The sequence below is a fragment of the Chryseobacterium sp. 22532 genome (genome assembly GCF_052044665.1).
Classification (GTDB): domain Bacteria; phylum Bacteroidota; class Bacteroidia; order Flavobacteriales; family Weeksellaceae; genus Chryseobacterium; species Chryseobacterium lathyri.
This window is the reverse complement of the sequence record NZ_JBQENJ010000003.1, coordinates 129139-152763: the sequence shown is the minus strand read 5'-3', so window position 1 is coordinate 152763 and position 23625 is coordinate 129139. Positions and strand designations below refer to the sequence as shown.

Sequence of the window (23625 nt, the reverse complement as noted above, 5' to 3'; positions counted from 1 at the left end):
ACTTTTTGTTAATTATATCAATATATTATGCATTACATATATTAACGTAATGTTATGGAAAACAGATATTTGGTTTTTTGACAGACAAGCAATTTACATAAATTTATCTAAATTTTCAATAATATTATAATAATTCTAAATTTTTTATAAATTGCAAGGCTGGTTGTACAGCATTATTAAAGAAACGAAACTAAAAAAAACGATATTGTGAAAAATTTTACAACGGTATTAAAAATTGCGCCCGCCTTTTTATTGGCTAGTTCAATGATACATGCACAGACACAAGACTCTATAACCAAGGAGAAAAAAATTGAAGAGGTTGTATTGATCGGATATGGAAAACAAAAGAAATCTGACCTTACAGGATCTATTACTTCAGTTACTGCCAAAGACTTCAACGGAGGAGCAACTTCTGCAGGTCAGCTGATCCAGGGTAAAACACCTGGAGTACAGATTACGAATAATAGCGGTGCTCCGGGGTCGGGTACAAAAATTAGAATCAGGGGAACATCTTCTTTAAGTGGAGAAAACTCTCCATTAATTGTTATTGATGGAGTTCCTCAGGATTTTGTGGGAATGAATGGTGTTTCTGATCCTTTATCTCTCATCAACCCAAATGATATTGAAACATTTGATATCCTGAAAGATGCTTCTGCTACTGCTATTTATGGTAATAGAGCTTCTAATGGTGTTATTTTGATTACAACTAAGAAAGGAAGCTCCGGGAAATTTAAAGTGAATTTCTCAACAGTAGCTTCGGTTTCTACGAAAATGGGAAATGTAGATGTGTTAAATGCACAGGAGTTTAGAGATTTTGTCAATACCTACGCACCGGCAAACTACAAGACCAAACTTGGAAATGCAGATACGAATTGGCAGGACAAGATTTACCAGGCAGCTTGGGGAACAGACAATAATGTTGCCCTATCAGGAGGTATTAAAGGCTTGCCTTACCGTTTATCGTTAGGTTATAACGAGCAAAACGGTATTGTAAGATCAAATTCTTTCCGTAGAACCTCAGTAGGCTTGAACTTAAATCCTAAGTTCTTAGATAATCATTTATCAGTAAATGTCAATGCCAAAGGAACTTTCACAGATAACAGATTTGTAGATGGCGGAGTAATCAAAGCAGCTACTTATTTTGACCCTACACAGCCTGTATATTCCGGAAACTCCAATTATGGAGGATATTATGAATGGTTGGATTCAGGATCAGCAACAGGATATAATGTGAATGCCAATACCAACCCTCTTGGGTTAATTGATGGCGTACGGGATGTATCATCTGTGACCAGAGGATTGGGAAATATTCAGTTAGATTACAAACTTCACTTTCTTCCTGACCTGCATTTTAATGTGAATGCCGGTTATGATTATACAAAAAGTGAAGGACACAAATTTAAAGATGCAAACTACAGACCTGGTTACGGTGACAAAGGAAGTTCTAATTTCTACTCGATGGAAAAAAAGAACAAACTTTTGGAAACCTATTTTAATTATGTTAAAAATATAGCTCCAATTAGTACAGGAGTAGATATTACAGCCGGATATGCTTACCAGGATTTCCGCACAATTGTTCCGGGAGCTATTACTTATAAAGGAAATGGTACTACTTTACCACCGGATCTAGATTTTGAAACACAGAATACACTAATATCTTTTTATGGAAGAGCTATTTTCACAGTAGCTAATAAGTATATTATTTCTGGATCTGTTCGTAAAGATGGTTCCTCAAGATTCTTTAACGGGACAAGAGATAATGTATGGGGTGTCTTTCCTGGAGTTTCTTTGGCTTGGAAGCTTAATGAAGAAAACTTCATCAAAAATATTTCAGCAATTAGTACTTTAAAATTGAGAGCGGGATGGGGAAAAACCGGACAGCAGGAACTACCGGCTCTAAACGGAAATAAACCTAATAATTACCCTGCATTTGCCGCATATAATCCAAGTTATCCAGGTGCTAGTTATCAATTTGGGAACGAATATTATTTTATGTTCAGACCTGCCAATTATAATCCAAATCTTACATGGGAGACTACCACTACAAAAAATATAGGATTGGATTTTGGTTTTACTCAAAATAGAATTACCGGATCTATCGACCTTTTCAGAAAAGACACTAAGGATCTATTGGTATATGCTGATGAAGCAGCAGGAGGCTTAAGTAATGCCAGCTGGCAAAATGTGGGAGATATGAAGAATGAAGGTATTGAAGGAAGCATTACAGTAGTTCCTGTTAAAAATGAAAAGACTACTTGGGAATTAAGCTTTAATGCAACACATTACAATCCAATTGTAACTAAATTGAAAGACAGAGCAGATGAATCATTCAATATGGAAGTCGGTGGTATTGAGGGAGGTGCCGGAAACAGAATTCAGGCACATGCTGTAGGATATGCTCCAAATTCATTCTGGGTATATCAGCAGGTATATGATACTAATGGAAAACCTGTAGACGGAGCATATGTAGATAGAAACGCAGATGGCATGATCAATACAAAAGATATGTACTATTACAAGTCTACTACTCCGGATGCTATTTTAGGTTTTTCAACTAAAGTATCTCATAAAAACTGGGATTTTGCGCTTAGTGCAAGAGCCGTATTAGGAAACTATGTTTATAACAACATGGCATCCAACAGTTCATTGCAGTCTGCGTCTACAAACGAATACCTTCAAAATGTATTCTCCACTGCTCCAGAATATAAATTCTCTGTACCTCAGTACAAATCGGATATTTATGTAGAGAATGCATCATTCTTAAGATTAGATAATATCAATATTGGCTATAATTTCGGTGAAGTTTTCTCTAAAGGAAGTAATCTGAAAGTATACGGTATGGCACAAAACGTTTTTGTAATTACTAAATATACAGGGGTGGACCCTGAAGTTTTTGGGAACATAGACAACGGATATTATCAGATGCCTAGAGTATATTCATTGGGCTTTAATTTTCAATTTTAAATAATAATTACGATGAAACTAAATAAAATCAAACTTAAAAATATAGTATTGCCTCTTTCTGCTGCATTTCTACTGACTACAGCGTCATGTGTAAAAGATTTGGAAAGAGAGCCAATAACAGATGTTACCTCTGCAAGTATCTATAAAGATTTTTCCAACTATAAAAATATTTTAGCAAAACTCTATGGAGGTCTTGCTATGGGAGGACAGGTAAGTGGAGATGGTGACCAGCCTGATAGTGATATTAATGGAATTAACGGAGGTTTTTCACAGTATACAAGATTACTGTATACCCTTAATGTAATAACTACTGATGAAGCAGTAATAGGTTGGAATGATGGAAATCTTCATACCCTTCATAAAATGACATGGGATGCTTCTAATGAATTTATTGCTGCAATGTATTACAGAGTATATACGGAAATTGCTTTTTGTAATGAATTTCTGAGAAATGTTACAGACGAAAAATTAGCAGCAAATAATATTACCGGAGACAACCTTGCTCAGGCAAAATTAATGAGAGCCGAAGCCCGTTTCCTAAGAGCACAATCCTATTACCATGCAATTGATATGTTCGGGAATGTACCTTTTGTAGATGAAACATATCTTCCTGGATCTGTAAATCCTCCACAGAGAATAGACAGAAAATCATTATTTAACTTCATAGAATCTGAATTAGTTGCAGTAGCAGGTGAATTAAAAGAGCCTAAAACCAATGAATATGGCAGAGCAGACAAAGCTGCAGCTTGGGCGTTATTGGCAAAATTATATTTAAATGCTGAAGTATATACAGGAACACAGAGAAATACAGACTGTATTACTTATTGTAATAAAGTAATTGCAGCAGGTTATTCTTTAAAGCCAAAGTATGATGAGCTGTTCCTTGCAGATAATAATATCAGTAATCCAGAACAGATACTAAGTGTAAATTTTGATGGGATTAATACACAAACCAACGGAGGAACTACTTACTTAGTCCATGCAGCAGTAGGTGGGGGTATGAAAGCTTCTGATTTTGGAATCAATGGTGGTTGGAGCGGAATCAGAACGACAAAGGCATTTGTAAACCTATTCCCAACTAATGGAACTGATAAAAGAGGAAGGTTTTTTACAGCAGGACAGAATTTGGAAATTAACGATCTGGGTTCTTTTACAGATGGATATGCATTTATCAAGTATAAGAACGTTAAAAGCAATGGATCTGTAGGGGCACATGATAACTGGGTGGAGGCTGATATTCCTCTATATCGTTTAGCAGACATCTACCTTATGTATGCAGAAGCTGTTCTTAGAGGAGGAAGTGGAGGTAGTCAGGCAACTGCAGTCACTTACATTAACCAATTAAGAGAACGTGCTTATGGTAATACAAGTGGAAACGTAACTTCAATAAATCTGAATTTTATTTTAGATGAAAGAGCAAGAGAATTATCTTGGGAAACATCTAGAAGATCAGATCTTGTCCGTTTCAACAAATTTACTACAGGAGATTATCTATGGCCATGGAAAGGGAATGTTAAAGATGGAAAAGCTGTTGAAAGCTATAGAAATCTTTTCCCTATCCCAAATAAAGATATTATAGCCAATCCTAACCTGATTCAGAATCCTGGATATTAATTAAAAACACTATAAAATGAAACAAATATTTAGATTATTAACCATAGCCCTCATTGGTTTTCTGGTTATTTCCTGCGAAAAGGATGAAGATCAGGCTGTGATTAGTGAAACAAACGCAGGTAAGCTTTCTTCTGATAAAAGTACAATAGTTCTTAATGAACTCGTTGCCAATGATGCTGTGATTAATTTCACATGGACGAAACCAACATTTAATATCGCTGTAGTTTCCAGCCAGCAGATAGAATTCGGGATCAAAGGAAACAATTTTAAAAAAAGTGCTACTGTTGATTTTTCCAATGATTTAATGACAGGTTCAGTTACCCATGCTGCAATGAATGCTGTCATGTTCAATATCGGAGCGACACCAGATGTTGTAAATGATATTGAAGCAAGACTAAAAACATCTGTAGGATCAGCAGCTTTTTATTCCAATGTAATAGCCCTTAAAGTAACACCTTATACTCCAAACCCGGATTTGGTATATCCGAAGATTAATGTACCTGGTGGATATGCCGGAGCAGCAGGCTATGCAAATTGGAATCCTGCCAATTCACCAAACCTGTTCTCTCCTGAAAAAGATAATAAATACAGAGGATTCATCTGGATTAGTAATCTTACAGGTGAAAACGGACAATACAAATTTGCGATCAATCAAGATTGGCCGGGAAATAAAGGAGATGACGGAACGAATACCGGAAAATTAGTTGGAGACGGAGCAAACATAAAAGCCCCTGTAATAGGGACATACTATGTTAAAGTTGATTGGGTTGCAAATACCTATTCATCGGTGTTGGCAAACTTTGGTATAATCGGAGATGCTACGCCTACAGGATGGAACTCAGATACAGATTTTGTTTATAATCCGGCTACAAAGACTTACGTAATCAATTCAATTATGTTGAGTAGTACAGGATCATTTAAATTTAGAGGAAATGACGACTGGGCACTAAAATTCCAGCCTAAGAAAGATGACCAGACTCTGGTTTCAGGAAAGGCCGTACAAACTTATTTCAATGCTGAAAATACAGTAGACGGTGATCCTAATTATAAAGTATCCGAAGCAGGAAACTATAAAATAGAACTGGATTTACATAATTCGGCCTATTACAAGTTAACTGTTACAAAATTGTAAAACGTCCAAAATAATTTGATAAAGTGTTGCTTTACCGCAGCACTTTATCTATTTTTAAGTTTATAAATAATCATTATGAAGAAAATTACAGTTGGAGCGATATTGCTCTCAATGATGTTCGCAGGTGTTAATGCACAGTCTTTGAAATCACCGGATGGAAAATTTGAAATGAACTTTCAGCTGAAACAGGGAGTACCCTATTATAATCTGAAATACAATGGTGCTGTGGTGGTAGAAGATTCTAAATTAGGATTAAGATTATTTAAAGACTCAGCTATTAAATTCGCTTCTGAAATAGCTAAAGCGGAAGACGCAAAATTTGATCTGAACAACGGGTTCACGAAAACACAAGAAAAACGTGACTCTAAAAACGAAACCTGGCAGCCGGTTTTGGGCGAAAAGAAAAACTATATCAACAATTACAACGAACTTGCCGTTACCTTGGATCAGGCTTCTACAAGCAGAAGTATTGTTGTAAAGTTCAGATTGTTTAATGATGGATTGGGATTCAGATATGAATTTCCACAGCAGAAAAACCTGAATTATTTCGTGATCAGAGAAGAAGATTCTGAAATCGACTTTCCTACAGATATGAAAGCATGGTGGATTGTTGCAGACTATGATTCCCAGGAATATCAATACCAGGAAACAAAGATCTCCGAAATTCCTTCCCAATGGGATAAGGCATTTGATGCTAATGCCTCTCAGGCTCTCGTTAAAAATGCTGTTCAGTCTCCATTGATGCTTAAAAAAGAAGGTAAAGATCCTTTATATGTAAATGTAGCAGAAGCAGCTGTTTTAGATTATCCGGCTTCCCATCTTGAAGTGGATGCCCAGAATTTTAAATTCAAAACACATCTTACTGCTGACAGACAGGGGGCAAAAGGATATATTCAAACCCCTTCAGTAACCCCTTGGAGAACCATTATCGTTTCTCCAAAAGCAGAAGAGGTGATGGAATCTAAAATGATTTTTAACCTTAATGAGCCTACAAAATATACCGATACTTCTTACATTCATCCTACTAAATACATGGGTGTATGGTGGGAAATGATCATCGGAAAATCCCAGTGGGCTTATTCTACTGCTGAAAACGTACATTTGGACAAAACAGATTTCTCAAAATTGACGCCAAACGGAAAACATGCGGCTAACAATACAAAAGTTAAAGAATATATCGACTTTGCTGCTGAAAACGGTTTCCAGGGATTATTGATTGAAGGCTGGAATATCGGTTGGGAAGACTGGTTCGGTCATTCCAAAGAATTTGTTTTCGATTTCATTACACCGTATCCGGATTTTGACATCAAAATGCTGAATGAATACGCCCATTCGAAAGGCATTAAGCTTATCATGCACCATGAAACTTCAGGTTCTGCAACCAATTATGAAAGATGGTCGGATAAAGCTTTCCAGCTGATGAACAAATACGGTTATGATGCCGTAAAAACAGGCTATGTGGGAGATATCATCCCAAGAGGAGAACACCATTACTCACAATGGACAATCAACCATTTTTACAGAATTGCTGAAAAAGCAAACGATTATAAAATCATGGTCAATTCCCATGAATCTGTACGCCCTACAGGTGAAAGCCGTACCTATCCGAACTATATTTCTGCAGAAGCAGCCAGAGGAACTGAATACGAAGCATTCGGAGGAAATAAACCTGACCACCAGACCGTTCTTCCGTTTACAAGATGGATGGGGGGATCTATGGATTACACACCGGGTATTTTCCAGACTAAATTAGATTATTATTTCCCTGGAGATAAGCGTTTTGTGAAAACTACACTTGCCAAACAGCTTGCCCTGTATGTAACGATGTATATGCCTCTTCAGATGGCGGCAGACCTTCCTGAAAACTATAAAAAGCATATGGATGCATTCCAGTTTATCAAGGATGTTGCTGCAGACTGGGATGATACTAAGATTTTATCGGCAGAGCCGGGAGATTATGTCATCACTGCCAGAAAGGCAAAAGGTACTGACAATTGGTTTGTAGGAGGTATTACTGATGAAAATAAGCGTGAATACACCGTAGATTTCTCTTTCCTGGATAAAGGGAAAAAATATGAGGTAACCGTTTACGAAGATGGAAAAGATGCCGATTATATTGATAATCCTCAAAGTTATAACATCTACAAAAAACAGATCACCAGCAAATCTAAATTGAATTTCAAAATGGCGAGAAGCGGCGGTTTTGCTGTCTCTGTAAAGCCTGTCAATTAAGATTTAATTCATAAGTTTGTTATGCCCCGGTTCATTATATTCGGAAAAATGGGCCGGGGCATTACTTTTTAACAAAACTATTGATCAAAATACAATCATAAATGAAAAAAATATATACAATTTTTGCCCTTTCAGCAGCATCTGTGGCTTTTTCACAGATTCAGAAAGTAGAACCTGCTTTTTGGTGGAAAGGAATGAAAAATCCTGAACTTCAGATCCTGGTATACGGAAAAGATATTGCCCAAAATGAAATTGAACTTTCCGACGGTATTCAGATAAAAGACTTAAAAAAAGTTGAAAATCCCAATTATGTTTTTGTAACGGTCAATACCAATGAGATCAATGTTCCGAAGTTTAAAATCAATCTCAAGAAAGGAAAGAAAAATATCAGCTCCTATACTTATGAGCTGAAACAAAGAGCGCCTGGATCCGCAGACCGCGAATCTTTTACTTCAAAAGATGTCATGTATCTTATCATGCCGGACCGTTTTGCTAACGGTGATGAAAAAAATGACTCCAGACCTGACCTTATTGAAAAAGCAGATCGTAGCTTACCGAACGGAAGACATGGCGGAGATCTTCGTGGAATTATCAACAACCTTGATTATATCCAAAACCTTGGAGCCACGTCCGTTTGGCTTACACCCGTTAACGAAGACAATGAAAAAGTATATTCCTATCACGGATATGCGCAAACTGATCTTTATAAAATAGATGGCCGCTACGGGACTAATGAAGAATACCGCGAACTTTCCCAGAAGCTGAACAAGCGGAATATGAAGCTGGTCATGGATTATGTAACCAACCATTGGGGAGTTTCTCACTGGATCATCAAAGACCTGCCTTCAAAAGACTGGATTCATTGGTTTGATGAGGGAAAAAATGGTTTTTACCGATCCAATTACAAAACAACGACCCAGTTTGACACCAATGCCTCAGAAATTGATAAAAAATATGCACTGGATGGCTGGTTTGATACCACCATGCCGGATGTTAATCAAAAAAATCCATTGGTTTTAAAATACCTTACCCAAAATGCAATCTGGTGGATTGAATATGCCGAATTGGGTGGGCTGCGTGTAGATACCTATCCGTACAATGATAAAGAAGGAATGGCCAAATGGGCAAAAGCCATTACCGACGAATACCCAAAATTCAATATCGTAGGGGAAACATGGCTTAATACCGCAGGACAGATTTCTGCCTGGCAGAAAAACTCTAAAACTGGAGAAGCAGCCGGCTACAATTCAAATCTGCCTTCCGTTATGGACTTTATGCTGTACGGTGATATGCCGAAAGCTATTAAAGAAAAAGAAAGCTGGGACACAGGAATGGTAAAGCTTTACAATGTTTTTACCAGCGACTTCCTGTATCCTGATATTAATAATCTTCTGGTCTTCTTTGAAAATCACGATACCGAAAGGTGGAATGAGATTTTTAATGCCAATCCGAAAGCCTACAAAATGGCATTGACCCTGATTTCTACGGTCAGAGGGATTCCACAGATCTATTACGGCTCAGAAGTAGGCATGAGAGGAGATAAAACTAAGGGAGGCGATGCAGATATCCGCAGGGATTTTCCTGGTGGGTGGAAATCGGATGCGCAGAATGCTTTCAATCCTTCATCACAGACTCCCGATCAGAAAGAATTTTATCAGTTTAGCCAAAAACTATTAAACTGGAGAAAAGATAAAGAAGTGATTCATACGGGGAAAACTAAAAATTACGTTCCTCAGGATGGTGTATTTGTCTATTTCAGATATGATACCAAGAACAATGTAATGGTAGTCATCAACAATAATGAAAAAGATCAGACATTAGATTTAAAACGTTTTGCAGAATCATTAAACGGTATGACAAAAGGTAAAGATGTTATTTCAGGAAAGGAATTTTCTATGGAAAAAAGTCTCACTGTACCTGCAAAAACTCCAATGATTATCGAACTCTAAGATTAAATCAATGATACTATGAAAAAAATAAAAATTGTTTACACTTTAGCGCTTTTTATACTTGGTTTTATGGGAATACATGCCCAGTCCAACGGGACCAAATTTGAAAAAGACAAAACAGAAATAGGAACTATGCTGGACGGCTTTAATACTGCTGCAGCAAAAGCTGATTTCAATGCCTATTTTAACTACTTTGCAGACGAGTCCACGTTTATAGGAACCGATGCTACAGAAGTTTGGGATAAAAAAGCTTTTATGGTTTGGGCCAAACCTTATTTTGACAAAAAGAAAACCTGGAACTTCACTTCCCTTAAAAGAAATATCTATTTCAGCAAAGATGGTAAACTGGCCTGGTTTGATGAGCTTCTGGATACCCAAATGAAAATCTGCAGAGGCTCAGGCGTTGTAGAAAAAATAAACGGAAGCTGGAAAGTAAAACAGTATGTACTTTCTGTAACTGTTCCGAATGATGTAGTTGATAAAGTGGTTGCAGAAAAAGCAGCCATTGAGAATACCTTAATCCAAGAATTAAAAAAACACTAATGAACCCTTCGCACAGTACTTTTACGAAAAAAATAAAACCGAATCTTTCCATGGCTCAGATCATCAATATGAGTATGGGATTTCTGGGAATCCAGATGGCTTTTGGTTTACAAAATGGTAATGCAAGCAGAATTCTCGCCAATTTCGGGGCGGATGTCCATGAACTATCCTGGTTCTGGCTCGTTGCACCAATCACAGGATTGATTGTTCAGCCGATTATTGGGCATATGGGAGACAATACCTGGAGTCCGCTCGGAAGAAGAAAGCCTTATTTTTTAATTGGGGCGGTTTTATGCGCAATAGGTTTGGTCATGCTTCCTAATGCGGCTTCTGCCACACAAATGTTGGCTGCCAATGTTTTGTTGATGGCGGTCATTTTCCTGGCTATGATGGATGCATCAATCAATGTGGCAATGGAACCTTTCCGTGCTTTAGTGGGAGATATGCTTCCGAAACACCAGGCAACCATTGGGTTTTCTGTTCAGACCATTTTAATAGGAATTGGGGCTGTTATAGGTTCTGATTTGCCGAACTGGCTGACAAAATTAGGAGTGTCAAATGTTGCTCCCAAAGGTTTTGTAGCAGACAATGTGATTTACTCTTTTTACATCGGGGCAGCAGTTTTAATTCTATCAATTTTATATACCATTATTACGACCAAAGAATATTCTCCGGAAGAGTTCGCATCATTTGAAGGTGGGAAACCCATTGTGAAAAATGAATCCAAATTCTCAGATATTTTTAAAGATTTCAGGAATGCACCCTCTCAAATGAAAAAACTGGGAATTGTTCAGTTCTTTTCATGGTTTGCATTATTTACCATGTGGGTTTTCACAACCAGTGCTCTGGCAACCCACCATTTCGGACTTTCTCCTGATGATACCCATTCAGTGGAATTTAATAAAGCCGGAGATCTGACGGGAAGTTTATTTGGAAGCTACAATTTCTATGCGATTTTCTTTGCATTTGCCCTGACTCCGATTGCTAAGTTTATTGGTAAAAAGCAAACCCACGCTTTAGCTTTGGCTTGTGGTGGATTAGGTCTTATTTCTATGTATTTTATCAAAGATATCCATAGCCTTTGGATTTCAATGATAGGATTAGGATTTGCCTGGGCAAGTATTCTTGCAATGCCTTATGCCATGCTGATTGATTCGATTCCGCAAAAGAAAATGGGGGTTTATATGGGAATTTTCAATTTTTTCATTGTAATCCCGCAAATCATCAATGGTATTTTCGGAGGACCCATTGTAAGCAGTGTCTTTGGAAAGCAAGCCATAGATTATATTGTAGTCGGAGGTATCTGCATGCTAATCGGAGCTGTCCTTACAATGATTTTTGTAAAATCAGAAGATGAAACCCCTAAGGAAATAGAAGAGGAAATCCAGCAGGTACATTTTTAAAGGAAGAAGTTAGAAATTATAGGTTAGAAGCTAGAGGAAGAAGTCGGATGATGGAAGCACAGAAACCTCGAATGTCAGTCAATCATAATACAATTCAATAGAAGCGGGCTTTAGCCCGCTTTTTCAATTAATGCCATCACCAAAGGGCTTTAGCCAAAATTTAATGATCTAAATATTTAATTTTGCTAATGGTTTAAAAATGAAATTATCAATGACAAATTGCAAAAATTCACCATGATAATTCACGATTTACGCCAAAGCAGTTTCAATAGCTACAACTGCCTTTGAAAAATTCTCCTCTTTTAATTGAGGAACCATCATTCCCTGAGATTTGAAAACTTCTACATCTGTAATCCCGATGAATCCAAATAAAGTTCTTAAATAATGCTCCATATTCTCAATGAGTCCGTTTTCATACACTCCGCCGATGGCAAAATTTAAAAACAGTTTTTTGTTTTGTAAAAGACCTTTTGGTGTTCCGTCTGCATACGAAAATGTTTTCCCGGCAACCGCAATGCTGTCGATCCATGATTTTAACGTGGATGGAAAAGTAAAATTGTAAAAAGGAACACCAATCACAATAATATCAGCTTCCTGGATTTCTTTTAATGATTCGTCAGAATATTTTGAGGCTTCCTTCTGTTCATCATTCCTTTCTTCATCCGGAATTCTGGAGGCACTGAAATGATGAATTTCCAGATGGGGAATCGGGTTTAAAGCCAGATCACGGATTACCACTTTGCTGTTTGGGTCTTTATCCAATAACTGATTAATTACAGCTTGAGAAAGCTTATTGCTTACAGAGTTTTCTCCGCTGATGCTCGTTTGGATATTTAAAATATTTGCCATTTTGTTTTGAATTTTTTCGTTTTTATGAATGACAAAATTATTGTAAATTTACTTTCCAAAGTATAGCAGTTACCTAAAGGAAAGTGAAAAAATGGAAAAGCAACATAATCATAAAGATTGCATGCAGGCGTTAAAACCTGTCCGCGATACCCTGGATGTTATTAATGGGAAATGGAAATTACAAATTATCATTTCTTTGAATGCAGGAAATAAGCGTTTTACTGAAATTGAAAGAAGCATTCCGAAACTGACCTCAAAAGTTTTAGCCAAAGAACTAAAAGAGCTCGAACAAAACGGGTTAGTTGAAAGAATAGTTAAGGATACCTATCCGGTAAGTATAGAATACTATCCCACACAATATACCAGTACACTACACCCTGTTGTGGAATCTCTGAAAGATTGGGGCGAAAATCACCGCAAACATATTTTCGGAACTCCAGTAGAGACAGAAAAATTGAAATAAATACTAATAATATTAAATTAAGCATGTCAGTAAAGGCTTTAGCTCAAATATTAGATTTCAAAACTAGTTTATATCCTCAGTCAATTTGTCTTGGATAAAATCTTTATGCCTTAAGTTTCTACCATTGTATTAACAGAAAAACACTTCTGCCACAGCCCAAATCCTTTCTTAACCTACATCAACAGTTTCAAAGGCTCTCATCCCTTACATTTGTACCATAAATAATCACGTATGAAAACAGTATATCATAAAGCAGATTCAAGAGGCCACGCAGATCACGGCTGGCTAAACAGCTACCATACATTCAGTTTTGCTAATTATCAGAACAAGGACAGAATGAACTTTGGAGCGTTGAGAGTATTAAACGACGATACCGTTTCGCAGGGAATGGGATTTGGGACACATCCTCACAGAGATATGGAAATTATTTCTATTCCTCTGGAAGGAGATTTGGAACATAAAGATTCAATGGGAACCACTGCCGTTATCAAAAAAGGAGAGATTCAGGTAATGAGTGCAGGAACCGGTGTAATGCACAGCGAATACAATAAAAACAAAGATGAAGCCGTAAAGTTTCTGCAGATCTGGATTTTTCCTAAAGAACTGAATGTTGAGCCACGCTATGATCAGAAAAGCATCAAAGAGGGAGAAAAAATCAATGGATTCCAGCAGATCTTATCGCCGAATAAAAATGATGACGGAGTTTGGATCCATCAGGACGCATGGTTTAATCTGGCTAATTTTAAGGCAGGAAATGGCAAAAACTATATGCTTAATAAAAAAGGAAACGGGGTATATGCCTTCGTTTTAAAAGGAAGCGCTAAAGTAGGAGACAGAATTTTGAATGAAAGAGACGGATTGGGAATCTGGGACACTCAGAGCTTTAATATTGAAGCAATAGAAGATGCTGAGATCTTATTAATGGAAGTACCGATGGAATTGCCGGCTTATTTAAAATAACAAATAGAACACAGTATATAAAATAGATAATAATGAAAGTTTTAGCAATAGCAGGAAGCAATTCGGATGCTTCAATGAACAGACAGTTAGTAGCTTACGCATCATCGCTTTTTGAAAATGCAGAAGTAGAAGTAGTAGATCTTAATCCTTTCGAAATGCCGATCTATAAGCACGAAAGAGAATTGGCAGGTGGCGTTCCCCAGGAAGCCCATGATTTTGCATCAAAAATTGACGGAGCTAATCTTCTTTTGGTCTCATTACCTGAACATAACGGAACTTACTCTACAGCGTTCAAAAATGTGTTCGACTGGGTATCCAGAATCAAAGACAGAACCGTATGGAATGAAGTACCGATGTTACTAATGTCAACCTCTCCGGGAGGCCGAGGAGGAGCCGGAGTTTTAGATGCTGCATCCAAGCGTTTCCCTTTTCACGGAGGAAATATTGTAGAAACTTTTTCACTTCCTTTCTTTAATGACAACTTTGATAAAGCGGCTCAGAAGATTTCTAATGAAGAGAAAGACAGCGAATTAAAAGAAAAAATAAAGAAGATTGCAGCCATTGAAATCATCCTTGAAAAATAGAATTTGAATATTAATTTAAAATTACTATTTTTGCAAAAAGAAAAAAGATGAAAATTCAGACCACTTTTAAAGAATGTTTCTCAGAGAAAGGGAAAACTGTGGACTCTGAAATTCTGAGATAAAATAACGGCCGATAATCTACCAAGATTGTCGGCTTTTTTATTTTCTAAAATCGATATAAAAAGTAATTATAGAAATAAAATGTACCAATATACCAATGTATCAATATACCAGTTTTTTGGTTTTCCCAACAAGATGATTGTTACATTGTTAAACTGATACATTGCTACATTAATAAAAATTATTAAACATGAGCAACACTTACAAATCAGCAGGCGTAGACAAAGAAGAAGGATACAAAACGGTTGATAAGATCAAAAAAGCGGTAGGCGAAACCCACAACTCAAATGTATTGAACCATTTGGGAAGTTTTGGAGCTTTCTATGAGATCGGAGGATATAAAAACCCTGTGCTGGTTTCAGGAACAGACGGAGTGGGGACCAAGCTGAAAGTAGCTTTGGATACCAAACAGTATGACTCTATCGGTATTGACTGCTTCGCCATGTGTGCCAATGATATCCTTTGCCACGGTGCAAAACCATTATTTTTCTTAGATTATCTGGCTTGCGGTAAGCTTGATTCAGAAATTGCTGCTGAAATCGTTCTTGGAATGGTGAAAGCATGTAAGGACAACAATTGCGCATTGATTGGTGGTGAAACTGCTGAAATGCCGGGAATGTACCAGCCCGGAGATTATGATGTTGCCGGATTCTGTGTAGGAATTGTAGAAAAAGATCAGATCATTGATGGGTCTACTATTAAAGCAGGAAACAAAATCATTGCTCTGCCAAGCTCAGGATTCCACTCCAACGGATTTTCATTGGTAAGAAAAGTGTTCCCTAACTTCGAAGAAGAGTTTGAAGGAAAACCTTTATACGAGACTCTTTTAGTGCCTACAAGATTATATTATAAAGACATCCACAAAGTATTGGAAGAAGTAAAAGTTTCCGGTATTGCCCACATTACAGGGGGTGGTCTTTATGAAAATGTTCCAAGAATTATTCCTGAAGGATTATGTGCTTCTATTGATGCTGCTAAAATCAAAATTCCTAGTGTGATGCTTGAATTGGAAAAAAGAGGTGGAGTATCTCGTGAAGAAATGTTCGGAACCTTCAATATGGGTGTAGGGATGATTATCGTTGCAGATTCAGACCATGCTGAAAAAATATTACATCTTTTAGACGATGCGTACGAAATCGGGGAAATCACGGAAGGAAGCGAGAAGATTAATTTAGCAATATAACAATCGGTCAATGTACCAGTGTACCAATTAAATTCATTGTTACATTGTTAGACTGATACATTGTTACATTAACAACATGAAAAACATCGTTATACTCGTTTCAGGTTCAGGGACCAATCTGCAGAGAATCATAGATACCATTGAGAGCGGAGAAATCCAGAATGCAAAAATATCTTTAGTGGTGGCAGACAGAGAATGTTACGGACTTGAAAGAGCGAAAAATCATCATATAGAAAATGTTCTGATCCCAAGAGGAAAGAACTTCAGCAGTGAATTGGGAAATGTGATACCGAAAGATACAGATCTGATTGTATTGGCAGGATTCTTATCTATCCTGAAACCAGAATTCTGTGAGAACTGGACCGGAAAGATTATTAATATCCACCCGGCACTGCTTCCGAAATTCGGAGGAAAAGGAATGTGGGGAATGCACGTTCACCATGCAGTTATTGAAGCCAAAGAAAAAATAAGTGGAGCAACTGTACATTTTGTAACTCCGGGAATTGACGAAGGGGAAGCTATTCTTCAGAAATCTTTTGAAGTAACAGCAGAAGATACTCCGGAAACCATAGCAGAGAAAGTTCACCATATTGAATATGAGATATTTCCAAAAGCCATCAATAAAGTTTTAGGAAATTAAATAATATACCAATATAACAATGTACCAGTGTACCAATTAAATTCATTGTTACATTGCTAGACTGATACATTGCTACATTAAAAGAAATCTAAGTAAATAAAAGTAAGACCGGGGGTGAAAGACCGGGCTACAGTTTGAAATAGCTGTAAAAAGTAAAAAATTGAAAGTAAAATGAGTAAAAAGAGAGTTTTAATCAGTGTTTCTGACAAAAGCGGATTGATCGAGTTCGCCCAGTTCTTGGAAGCCCGGAATTATGAGTTGATTTCTACAGGAGGAACGTTCAAACATTTGAAAGATGCTGGTTTAAATCCGATTCAGATCGATGAGGTAACCAATTTCCCTGAAATGCTGGACGGAAGAGTGAAAACCCTTCACCCTAAAGTGCACGGAGGTCTTTTAGCAGTCCGTTCCAATGAAGAGCATATGAAAACCGTTCAGGAACATGGAATTGACCTGATCGACATGGTAATCGTAAACCTTTATCCTTTCTTTGAAAATGTGAACAAAGACATTTCTTTACATGAGAAAGTAGAGTTTATCGACATCGGAGGTCCTTCAATGCTTCGTTCTGCCGCTAAAAACTTTGATTCTGTTACCGTAATTACCGATGTGGAAGACTATGCAACGGTAAGGCTTGAAATGGAACAGAACGGTGATACCTACATCGAAACACGTAAAAAGCTTGCAGGAAAAGTATTCAACCTTACTTCAGCTTACGACGGGGCTATTTCAAGAATGCTTTTAGATGAAGAATATCCTACCTATCTTAATGCTTCATACAAAAAAGCATCTGATTTAAGATATGGTGAAAATCCTCACCAGACCGCTGCTTATTACGTTTCTACGTTTGAGAACGGTGCGATGAAAGATTTCGAACAGCTGGGTGGTAAAGAACTTTCTTTCAACAACCTTCGTGATATGGACCTTTGCTGGAAAGTAGTTACGGAGTTTAAAGAAGAAATGGCATGTTGTGCAGTGAAGCATTCTACACCTTGTGGCGTAGCAATCGGAACTTCAGCTTTAGAAACTTACCAAAAGACTTTCGAATGTGACCCTGTTTCTATTTTTGGCGGAATTGTTGCAATGAACTACAAGATCGATGCAGCAACAGCTGAAGAACTGAACAAAACGTTCCTTGAGATCGTAATGGCTCCGGAATTTGATGAAGAAGCTCTTGAAGTTTTAAGAAAAAAGAAAAACCTTAGAATTATAAAAATCGTTAACCCTGTTTCTGATAAACAGACCTGGGTGAAGATCGACGGTGGTATTCTTGTTCAGGATAATGACAATCATTTCTCTGACGATATTAAAGTGGTAACTGAGGTACAGCCTTCCGAAGAGCAGAAAAAAGCCCTTCTTTTCTCCCAGAGAGTGGTGAAGTATGTAAAATCAAATGCGATTGTTGTTTCCAATGGTATCCAGGCCTTCGGAATTGGTGGCGGACAGGTGAACAGAATCTGGGCTACTGAACAGGCCATTGAAAGAGCCAAAGAAAAATTCACAGGAGATCTTGTTTTGGCTTCTGACGCGTTTTTCCCTTTCCGTGACGTGGTAGATTTCTGCGCCAAAGAAGGAATTAAAGCCATCATCCAGCCAGGCGGAAGTGTAAAAGATCAGGACAGTATTGAAGCTGCCAATGAGCACGGTATCCCAATGATGTTTACCGGGATTAGACACTTTTTACATTAATTAAAATAGAATTAAAAAATAATTTGAGATTGTATTTATAGCATTCAAAATTATATATTTGTAAAATAGACTAGATAATAAATAAAGTATGAGAATATTAATCATAGGTGAAGGCGGTAGAGAATCTGCTTTAGCAGCAAAGCTTCAGAATGACCCAAGAATTTCTAAAATGTTTTTTGCTAACGGTAATGCTACCACCGATGTAATAGGGAAAAATGTTCATTTATCAGAGATCAAAGAACTAAGAGATTTCGCCATTAAAGAAAAGATAGATCTTACCATCGTAGGTCCGGAAGCCCCTCTTGTAGCAGGTCTGAAGGATGAATTCAAAAAGCACGATCTTAAAGTTTTCGGTCCCAACCAAAAAGTAGCAAGCCTGGAAGGAAGTAAGGCTTTCTCTAAGAAGTTTATGCAGACCTATGATATCAAAACAGCTAAAGCTGTAGTATTTGATTCATACAATGATGCTAAAGAATATGTTCAGACACAGCAGTATCCTTTAGTGGTTAAGGCGAGTGGTCTTGCAGGCGGAAAAGGTGTGGTTATTTGCGACAACATTGAAGAAGCTGAGGCTACAATCCACGACTTCATGATCAGAAGAATTTATGGAGATGCAGGAATCCGTCTGGTTATTGAAGAATATTTAGAAGGTTTTGAAGCTTCAATCATTGCATTCTCAAACGGTGAAAAGATTTTCCCTTGTATCGCTGCAAAAGATTACAAAAAAGCAGGAAACGGTGACACAGGACCAAATACCGGTGGTATGGGATCTGTAGCGCCAAGCCCTGATTTTACTCAGGAGCACTATGCTGATTTTGAAAAAAATATCTTACAGACTACCATTAACGGTCTGAAAGGAGAAGGATTCAGCTTTAAAGGAATCATTTTCTTCGGATTAATGGTTACTAAGAACGGAACTTACCTTCTTGAATACAACATGAGATTCGGAGATCCTGAAACTCAGGTATTGATGGCATTGATGGAAAACAATCTTCTTGATGTGATCCAGGACTGTATGGATGGAAAAGATATCCAGCTTAAATTTAAAGACGAAAAAGCAGTATGCCTTGTGATGTGTTCAGGAGGTTATCCTAGAAATATCGAAACAGGCTACGAAATTGTAGGCGAAGACAAGATGAAACATTCTAAGCTTCTCTATGCCGGGGCTATAAGAAAAGGCGACAAAGTGGTTTCCAACGGCGGACGTGTTCTGAACGTGGTAGCTACCGGAGCTACTTACGACGATGCCCGCAAAAAGGTGTACGAAGATGCAGCCCACATTCATTTCGATTACGGATTCTACAGAGAAGACATCGGAAAGTTTTAAAATAAATCACGAAAAAAGATTTGGAACATTTCCAAGTCTTTTTTTGTAAAACAATTAAGTAAGCAATAGGCTTTAGACCTATTATAATAAAAAAAGCTTACTGTCTCGGGCTTATTGCCTGAAGCTTTTAAATCATCATTTATCAATCATCAATTATCATTTATAAAATGAACAACGGTATTATCATATTAGATTTCGGATCACAGTACAACCAGCTTATCGGAAGAAGAATCCGCGAGATGGGGGTATATTCTGAAATCCTTCCTTTCAATACACCTTTACAGGATATTTTAGCAAGACAACCCAAAGGAATTATCCTTTCCGGAGGACCAAGCTCTGTGAACGCAGAAAATGCCCACCTGGTTGAAAAAGAACTGTATGAGCAGGGAATTCCTGTTTTGGGAATTTGCTACGGGATGCAGCTTACAGCACATCTTTTAGGTGGAAAAGTAAACAAAGGTGAAAAAGGAGAGTACGGAAAAGCCCATTTGGATATCATTAAAGAAAGTTCTTTACTCAAAGGAGTTACTCAGAATTCTATCGTATGGATGAGTCACTTTGATGAAGTAGGAGCATTGCCTGCCGGTTTTGAATTGAATGCAAAATCAGGAGTAATGGCTTCTATGTCCAATGAAGACAGAAAAATCTACTGCGTTCAGTTCCATCCGGAAGTTTCTCACACAGAAGAAGGCGGAAAAATGCTTGAAAACTTTGTTTTTGCCATTTGTAATGCTGAGAAAAACTGGAAACTGACCAATTATATCGAAAAAACAGTTGAAGAGATCCGCGAAAAAGTAGGAGACAGCAGAGTAATCCTTGGACTTTCAGGAGGGGTTGATTCTTCTGTAGCTGCAGTGTTAATTCACAAAGCAATTGGAGATCAGCTGACTTGTATCTTTGTTGATACGGGCTTATTGAGAAAAGACGAGGGCCAGAAAGTAATGGACAACTATGGAGAACATTTCCATATGAACATTAAAATGGTTGATGCTAAAGAAAGATTCCTTACCAAACTGGCAGGAGTAGATGATCCTGAACAGAAAAGAAAAATCATCGGAAACGAGTTTATTCATGTTTTTGATGAAGAATCCCATAAAATTGAAGGCGCTAAATTCTTAGCTCAGGGAACCATTTATCCTGACGTTATTGAAAGCCAGTCTGTAAACGGACCGTCTGCAGTGATCAAGTCTCACCACAATGTAGGAGGACTTCCTGAAGATATGGAATTCGAATTACTGGAGCCGTTAAGAGAGCTTTTCAAAGATGAAGTAAGAAAAGTAGGTGAGGAGCTAGGTATTCCGCATCATTTGGTACACAGACATCCTTTCCCGGGTCCTGGATTAGGAATCAGAGTATTGGGAGCTGTAGATGCGGATAAAGTAAGAATCCTTCAGGAAGCTGATGATATTTTCATTGAGGAATTATATAAAAACGATCTTTATGAAAAAGTATCCCAGGCTTTTGTAGTCCTTCTTCCTGTAAAATCAGTAGGAGTAATGGGAGACGAAAGAACGTACGAATACACGGCTGTAGTTCGTTCTGCTAACACGATTGACTTTATGACAGCAACATGGAGCAGACTTCCTTATGAGTTCCTTGATACTGTTTCAAGCAGAATCATCAACGAAGTAAGAGGAATCAACAGAGTAGCTTACGATATTTCAAGCAAACCACCTGCAACCATTGAGTGGGAGTAATTTTTTGACTTGAATTAATAATAATATAAATCCTGCCCGTTTTGGGTGGGATTTTTTGTTAAAACTGTTTTAATGAAAAAATGATCAGTAAAATATTTAAAGCAATTAATAAGCAAGGTTGTCATCTTTTCCTAAAATTTCAGCTACCAAATTTTTATTAATCCGGCATGCTCGCGTGGCCCTTCAATAATCAGCATTAGAGTATCTTTTAAATAGGGAGTTTTTGAATACCCCCAGACAACATCAGAACTGTCTAATTTTTTTACACTATCCTCAGTAAAACGCAGAACAATAGAATCTTTTAAATTCCTTTCATAGCAGATATTGTAGGGATAGGAAGAGTTTTGGATAATTCTGGTATCTTCTGAAAAATGCTTACCATATTTAAATCCCTTTTCAAGATAAGGTGTAAAACGGAAATTTTTAAAACCAGCAGAATCTATAATTTTATAATTCAATTGTTTTATAAAAATATTCCTGTTTTTAGACATTTGTATATTATCTGTTCCGTGTCTATATTTCCATTTACTATAACCATACCAGCCAATATAGTTAGATGCAAACGGTAGAAATATATAAACAAAGAATAATATACTTATTGTACCTATAATTAAGTATTTGAAACCTTTCTTCATCATTTAAATGGACTGATTTGTCTTTTTTTTCCTAAATTTAAGTAAAATTACGTCAAATGCAAATAGAAACAAGAGCCCTGACGCTTCAGGATTATGATGAACTGGTAGTAACAATGAAACGCGCGTATCCGCAGATGTCTGAATCTATTTGGTCTAAAAAGAGCATCGAAAAGCTCACCAGAATATTCCCCAAAGGTCAGATCTGCATCACCGTAGATGGAAAACTGGCTGCTGTAGCACTTTCCATTATTGTGAATTATGACGAATTCGGAGACGATCATACCTATGTCGATATTACAGGAAATTATACCTTCAATACCCATCTTTCCACAGGAAATGTACTCTATGGGATTGAAGTTTTTGTAGACCCCGAATTCCGTGAGCTGCGTCTGGGAAGAAGATTGTATGATGCCAGAAAAGAATTATGCGAATTACTTAATCTGAAATCCATCATTTTGGGTGGAAGAATCCCGAACTATCATAAATACAGCGACGAGCTCTCCCCGAGAGAATACATCAGAAGAGTTAGAGACAAGGAAATTTACGATCCTGTGCTGTCTTTCCAGCTTTCCAATAATTTTCTTCCCATCAAGATCCTCAAAAAATATCTTCCTGAAGATGAATCATCACTGGAAAATGCTGTTTTGCTTCAATGGAATAATATCTACTACAGTAAAAAGCCAAATACGATGCAGGATAGCATCATCCGTTTAGGACTTGTACAGTGGCAGATGAGACATTTTAAAAATATCGATGCATTTTATGAGCAGGTAGAGTTTTTTGTCAATGTAATGGGTGATTATAAATCCGATTTTGTTCTTTTCCCGGAACTGTTCAATACCCCGTTGCTGGCACCGTTCAATAAGCTTTCAGAAAGAGACAGTATGATAGAACTGGCTAAATTAAGTGAGGATATTAAGAATAAAATCTCCGAACTGGCCATCAGCTACAACGTCAATATTATTTCCGGAAGTATGCCTGTTTTTGATCATGATCATAACGATTTGTATAACGTGAGCTATCTGCTTCACCGTGACGGCCGGATCGATGAATACCGGAAGATCCACATCACTCCGAATGAAAGAAAATATTACGGAATGAAAGGCGGAAATGAGATCCGGGTTTTCGATACCGACTGTGGAAAAATTGGCCTTGTCATCTGTTACGATGTAGAATTTCCCGAACTGCCGAGAATATTGGCAGATCAGGGCATGAAAATCCTTTTTGTACCTTATCTTACCGATACCCAGAATGCTTATATCAGGGTACGGCACTGTGCAGCAGCAAGAGCTATTGAAAATGAATGTTACGTCGCTATCGCCGGTTGCGTAGGGAATCTTCCGGGAGTAAACAATATGGATATCCAGTTTGGGCAGGCTGCCGTATTTACCCCTTCAGATTTTGCCTTTCCTTCCAATGCAATAAAAGGGGAAGCAACTCCCAATACGGAAATGACCCTTATTGTAGATGTGGATCTGAACCTGCTTAAAGACCTTCACCATAATGGCTCTGTTCAGGTAATGAATGACCGCAGAAAAGATCTGTATGAAACCTATCTTAAATAACAAAAATATAATTTTAATAAAAAATATCCTATTCAATTGAATAGGATATTTTATTAGCATTAATTGAAGTAAGAAG

Annotated in this window: 18 protein-coding genes; 16 read left to right on the top strand and 2 right to left on the bottom strand. The window is 37.4% G+C overall.

Annotation, left to right across the window (positions count from 1 at the left end):
• Positions 1-207 precede the first annotated feature (207 nt).
• The 7 genes from ACTJIV_RS08585 (at position 208) to ACTJIV_RS08555 (ending at position 11837) form a co-directional block, all read left to right on the top strand.
• A complete protein-coding gene (locus ACTJIV_RS08585; RefSeq protein WP_440626852.1) occupies positions 208-2964 on the top strand; it encodes a SusC/RagA family TonB-linked outer membrane protein in 2757 nt (918 codons plus the stop codon).
• 12 nt (positions 2965-2976) lie between these two features.
• The gene (locus ACTJIV_RS08580; RefSeq protein ID WP_440626850.1) at positions 2977-4578 is read left to right on the top strand and encodes a RagB/SusD family nutrient uptake outer membrane protein; all 1602 of its coding nucleotides are present in this window, start codon (positions 2977-2979) and stop codon (positions 4576-4578) included.
• A 16-nt stretch (positions 4579-4594) separates the two neighbouring features.
• A complete protein-coding gene (locus ACTJIV_RS08575; protein ID WP_440626848.1) occupies positions 4595-5710 on the top strand; it encodes a SusE domain-containing protein in 1116 nt (371 codons plus the stop codon).
• A gap of 75 nt (positions 5711-5785) precedes the next feature.
• Positions 5786-7942, top strand: coding sequence for a glycoside hydrolase family 97 protein (locus ACTJIV_RS08570; RefSeq protein ID WP_440626846.1), 2157 nt, complete (start codon positions 5786-5788; stop codon positions 7940-7942).
• Between the two features lie 101 nt (positions 7943-8043).
• Positions 8044-9891 (top strand): glycoside hydrolase family 13 protein, encoded by a 1848-nt coding sequence (locus ACTJIV_RS08565; protein ID WP_440626844.1) that lies wholly within the window; start codon positions 8044-8046, stop codon positions 9889-9891.
• An 18-nt stretch (positions 9892-9909) separates the two neighbouring features.
• Complete coding sequence (locus ACTJIV_RS08560; protein ID WP_111957681.1) at positions 9910-10434, top strand: nuclear transport factor 2 family protein; 525 nt, start codon at positions 9910-9912, stop codon at positions 10432-10434.
• Positions 10434-11837: an MFS transporter gene (locus ACTJIV_RS08555; protein ID WP_111957679.1), complete on the top strand. Its 1404-nt coding sequence runs from the start codon at positions 10434-10436 to the stop codon at positions 11835-11837. Before ACTJIV_RS08560 ends, ACTJIV_RS08555 begins: the two co-directional genes overlap by 1 nt.
• A 249-nt stretch (positions 11838-12086) precedes the next feature.
• Here the strand turns inward: ACTJIV_RS08555 and ACTJIV_RS08550 are convergent, their stop codons facing one another.
• The gene (locus tag ACTJIV_RS08550; protein WP_440626841.1) at positions 12087-12686 is read right to left on the bottom strand and encodes an FMN-dependent NADH-azoreductase; all 600 of its coding nucleotides are present in this window, start codon (positions 12684-12686) and stop codon (positions 12087-12089) included.
• Positions 12687-12777: 91 nt separating this feature from the next.
• On the opposite strand from ACTJIV_RS08550, the gene ACTJIV_RS08545 reads away from it, so the two are divergent.
• The 8 genes from ACTJIV_RS08545 to guaA all read left to right on the top strand — a co-directional run bounded on the left by ACTJIV_RS08545 (position 12778) and on the right by guaA (position 21349).
• Complete coding sequence (locus ACTJIV_RS08545; RefSeq protein WP_111957675.1) at positions 12778-13149, top strand: winged helix-turn-helix transcriptional regulator; 372 nt, start codon at positions 12778-12780, stop codon at positions 13147-13149.
• A 231-nt stretch (positions 13150-13380) separates the two neighbouring features.
• Positions 13381-14109 (top strand): pirin family protein, encoded by a 729-nt coding sequence (locus tag ACTJIV_RS08540; protein WP_111957673.1) that lies wholly within the window; start codon positions 13381-13383, stop codon positions 14107-14109.
• A gap of 32 nt (positions 14110-14141) precedes the next feature.
• The gene (locus ACTJIV_RS08535; RefSeq protein WP_111957671.1) at positions 14142-14693 is read left to right on the top strand and encodes an NADPH-dependent FMN reductase; all 552 of its coding nucleotides are present in this window, start codon (positions 14142-14144) and stop codon (positions 14691-14693) included.
• A gap of 310 nt (positions 14694-15003) precedes the next feature.
• Complete coding sequence (purM, locus tag ACTJIV_RS08530; RefSeq protein WP_440626838.1) at positions 15004-15996, top strand: phosphoribosylformylglycinamidine cyclo-ligase; 993 nt, start codon at positions 15004-15006, stop codon at positions 15994-15996.
• A gap of 76 nt (positions 15997-16072) precedes the next feature.
• Entirely contained in the window at positions 16073-16636 is a 564-nt protein-coding gene (gene purN / locus ACTJIV_RS08525) for a phosphoribosylglycinamide formyltransferase (RefSeq protein ID WP_111957667.1), read from the top strand.
• A gap of 171 nt (positions 16637-16807) precedes the next feature.
• Positions 16808-18325 carry a bifunctional phosphoribosylaminoimidazolecarboxamide formyltransferase/IMP cyclohydrolase gene (gene purH / locus ACTJIV_RS08520; protein ID WP_111957665.1) on the top strand — a complete coding sequence of 506 codons (1518 nt, stop codon included), beginning with the start codon at positions 16808-16810 and terminating at the stop codon, positions 18323-18325.
• An 88-nt stretch (positions 18326-18413) separates the two neighbouring features.
• The gene (purD, locus tag ACTJIV_RS08515; protein ID WP_223558800.1) at positions 18414-19652 is read left to right on the top strand and encodes a phosphoribosylamine--glycine ligase; all 1239 of its coding nucleotides are present in this window, start codon (positions 18414-18416) and stop codon (positions 19650-19652) included.
• A 167-nt stretch (positions 19653-19819) separates the two neighbouring features.
• The gene (gene guaA, locus ACTJIV_RS08510) at positions 19820-21349 is read left to right on the top strand and encodes a glutamine-hydrolyzing GMP synthase (protein WP_440626836.1); all 1530 of its coding nucleotides are present in this window, start codon (positions 19820-19822) and stop codon (positions 21347-21349) included.
• 143 nt (positions 21350-21492) lie between these two features.
• On the opposite strand, the gene ACTJIV_RS08505 is transcribed toward guaA, so the two are convergent.
• Positions 21493-21987 (bottom strand): hypothetical protein, encoded by a 495-nt coding sequence (locus tag ACTJIV_RS08505; RefSeq protein ID WP_440626834.1) that lies wholly within the window; start codon positions 21985-21987, stop codon positions 21493-21495.
• A 53-nt stretch (positions 21988-22040) separates the two neighbouring features.
• Here ACTJIV_RS08505 and ACTJIV_RS08500 point away from each other — a divergent pair, with 53 nt between their 5' ends.
• Complete coding sequence (locus ACTJIV_RS08500) at positions 22041-23549, top strand: carbon-nitrogen hydrolase family protein (RefSeq protein ID WP_111957657.1); 1509 nt, start codon at positions 22041-22043, stop codon at positions 23547-23549.
• Positions 23550-23625 lie beyond the last annotated feature (76 nt).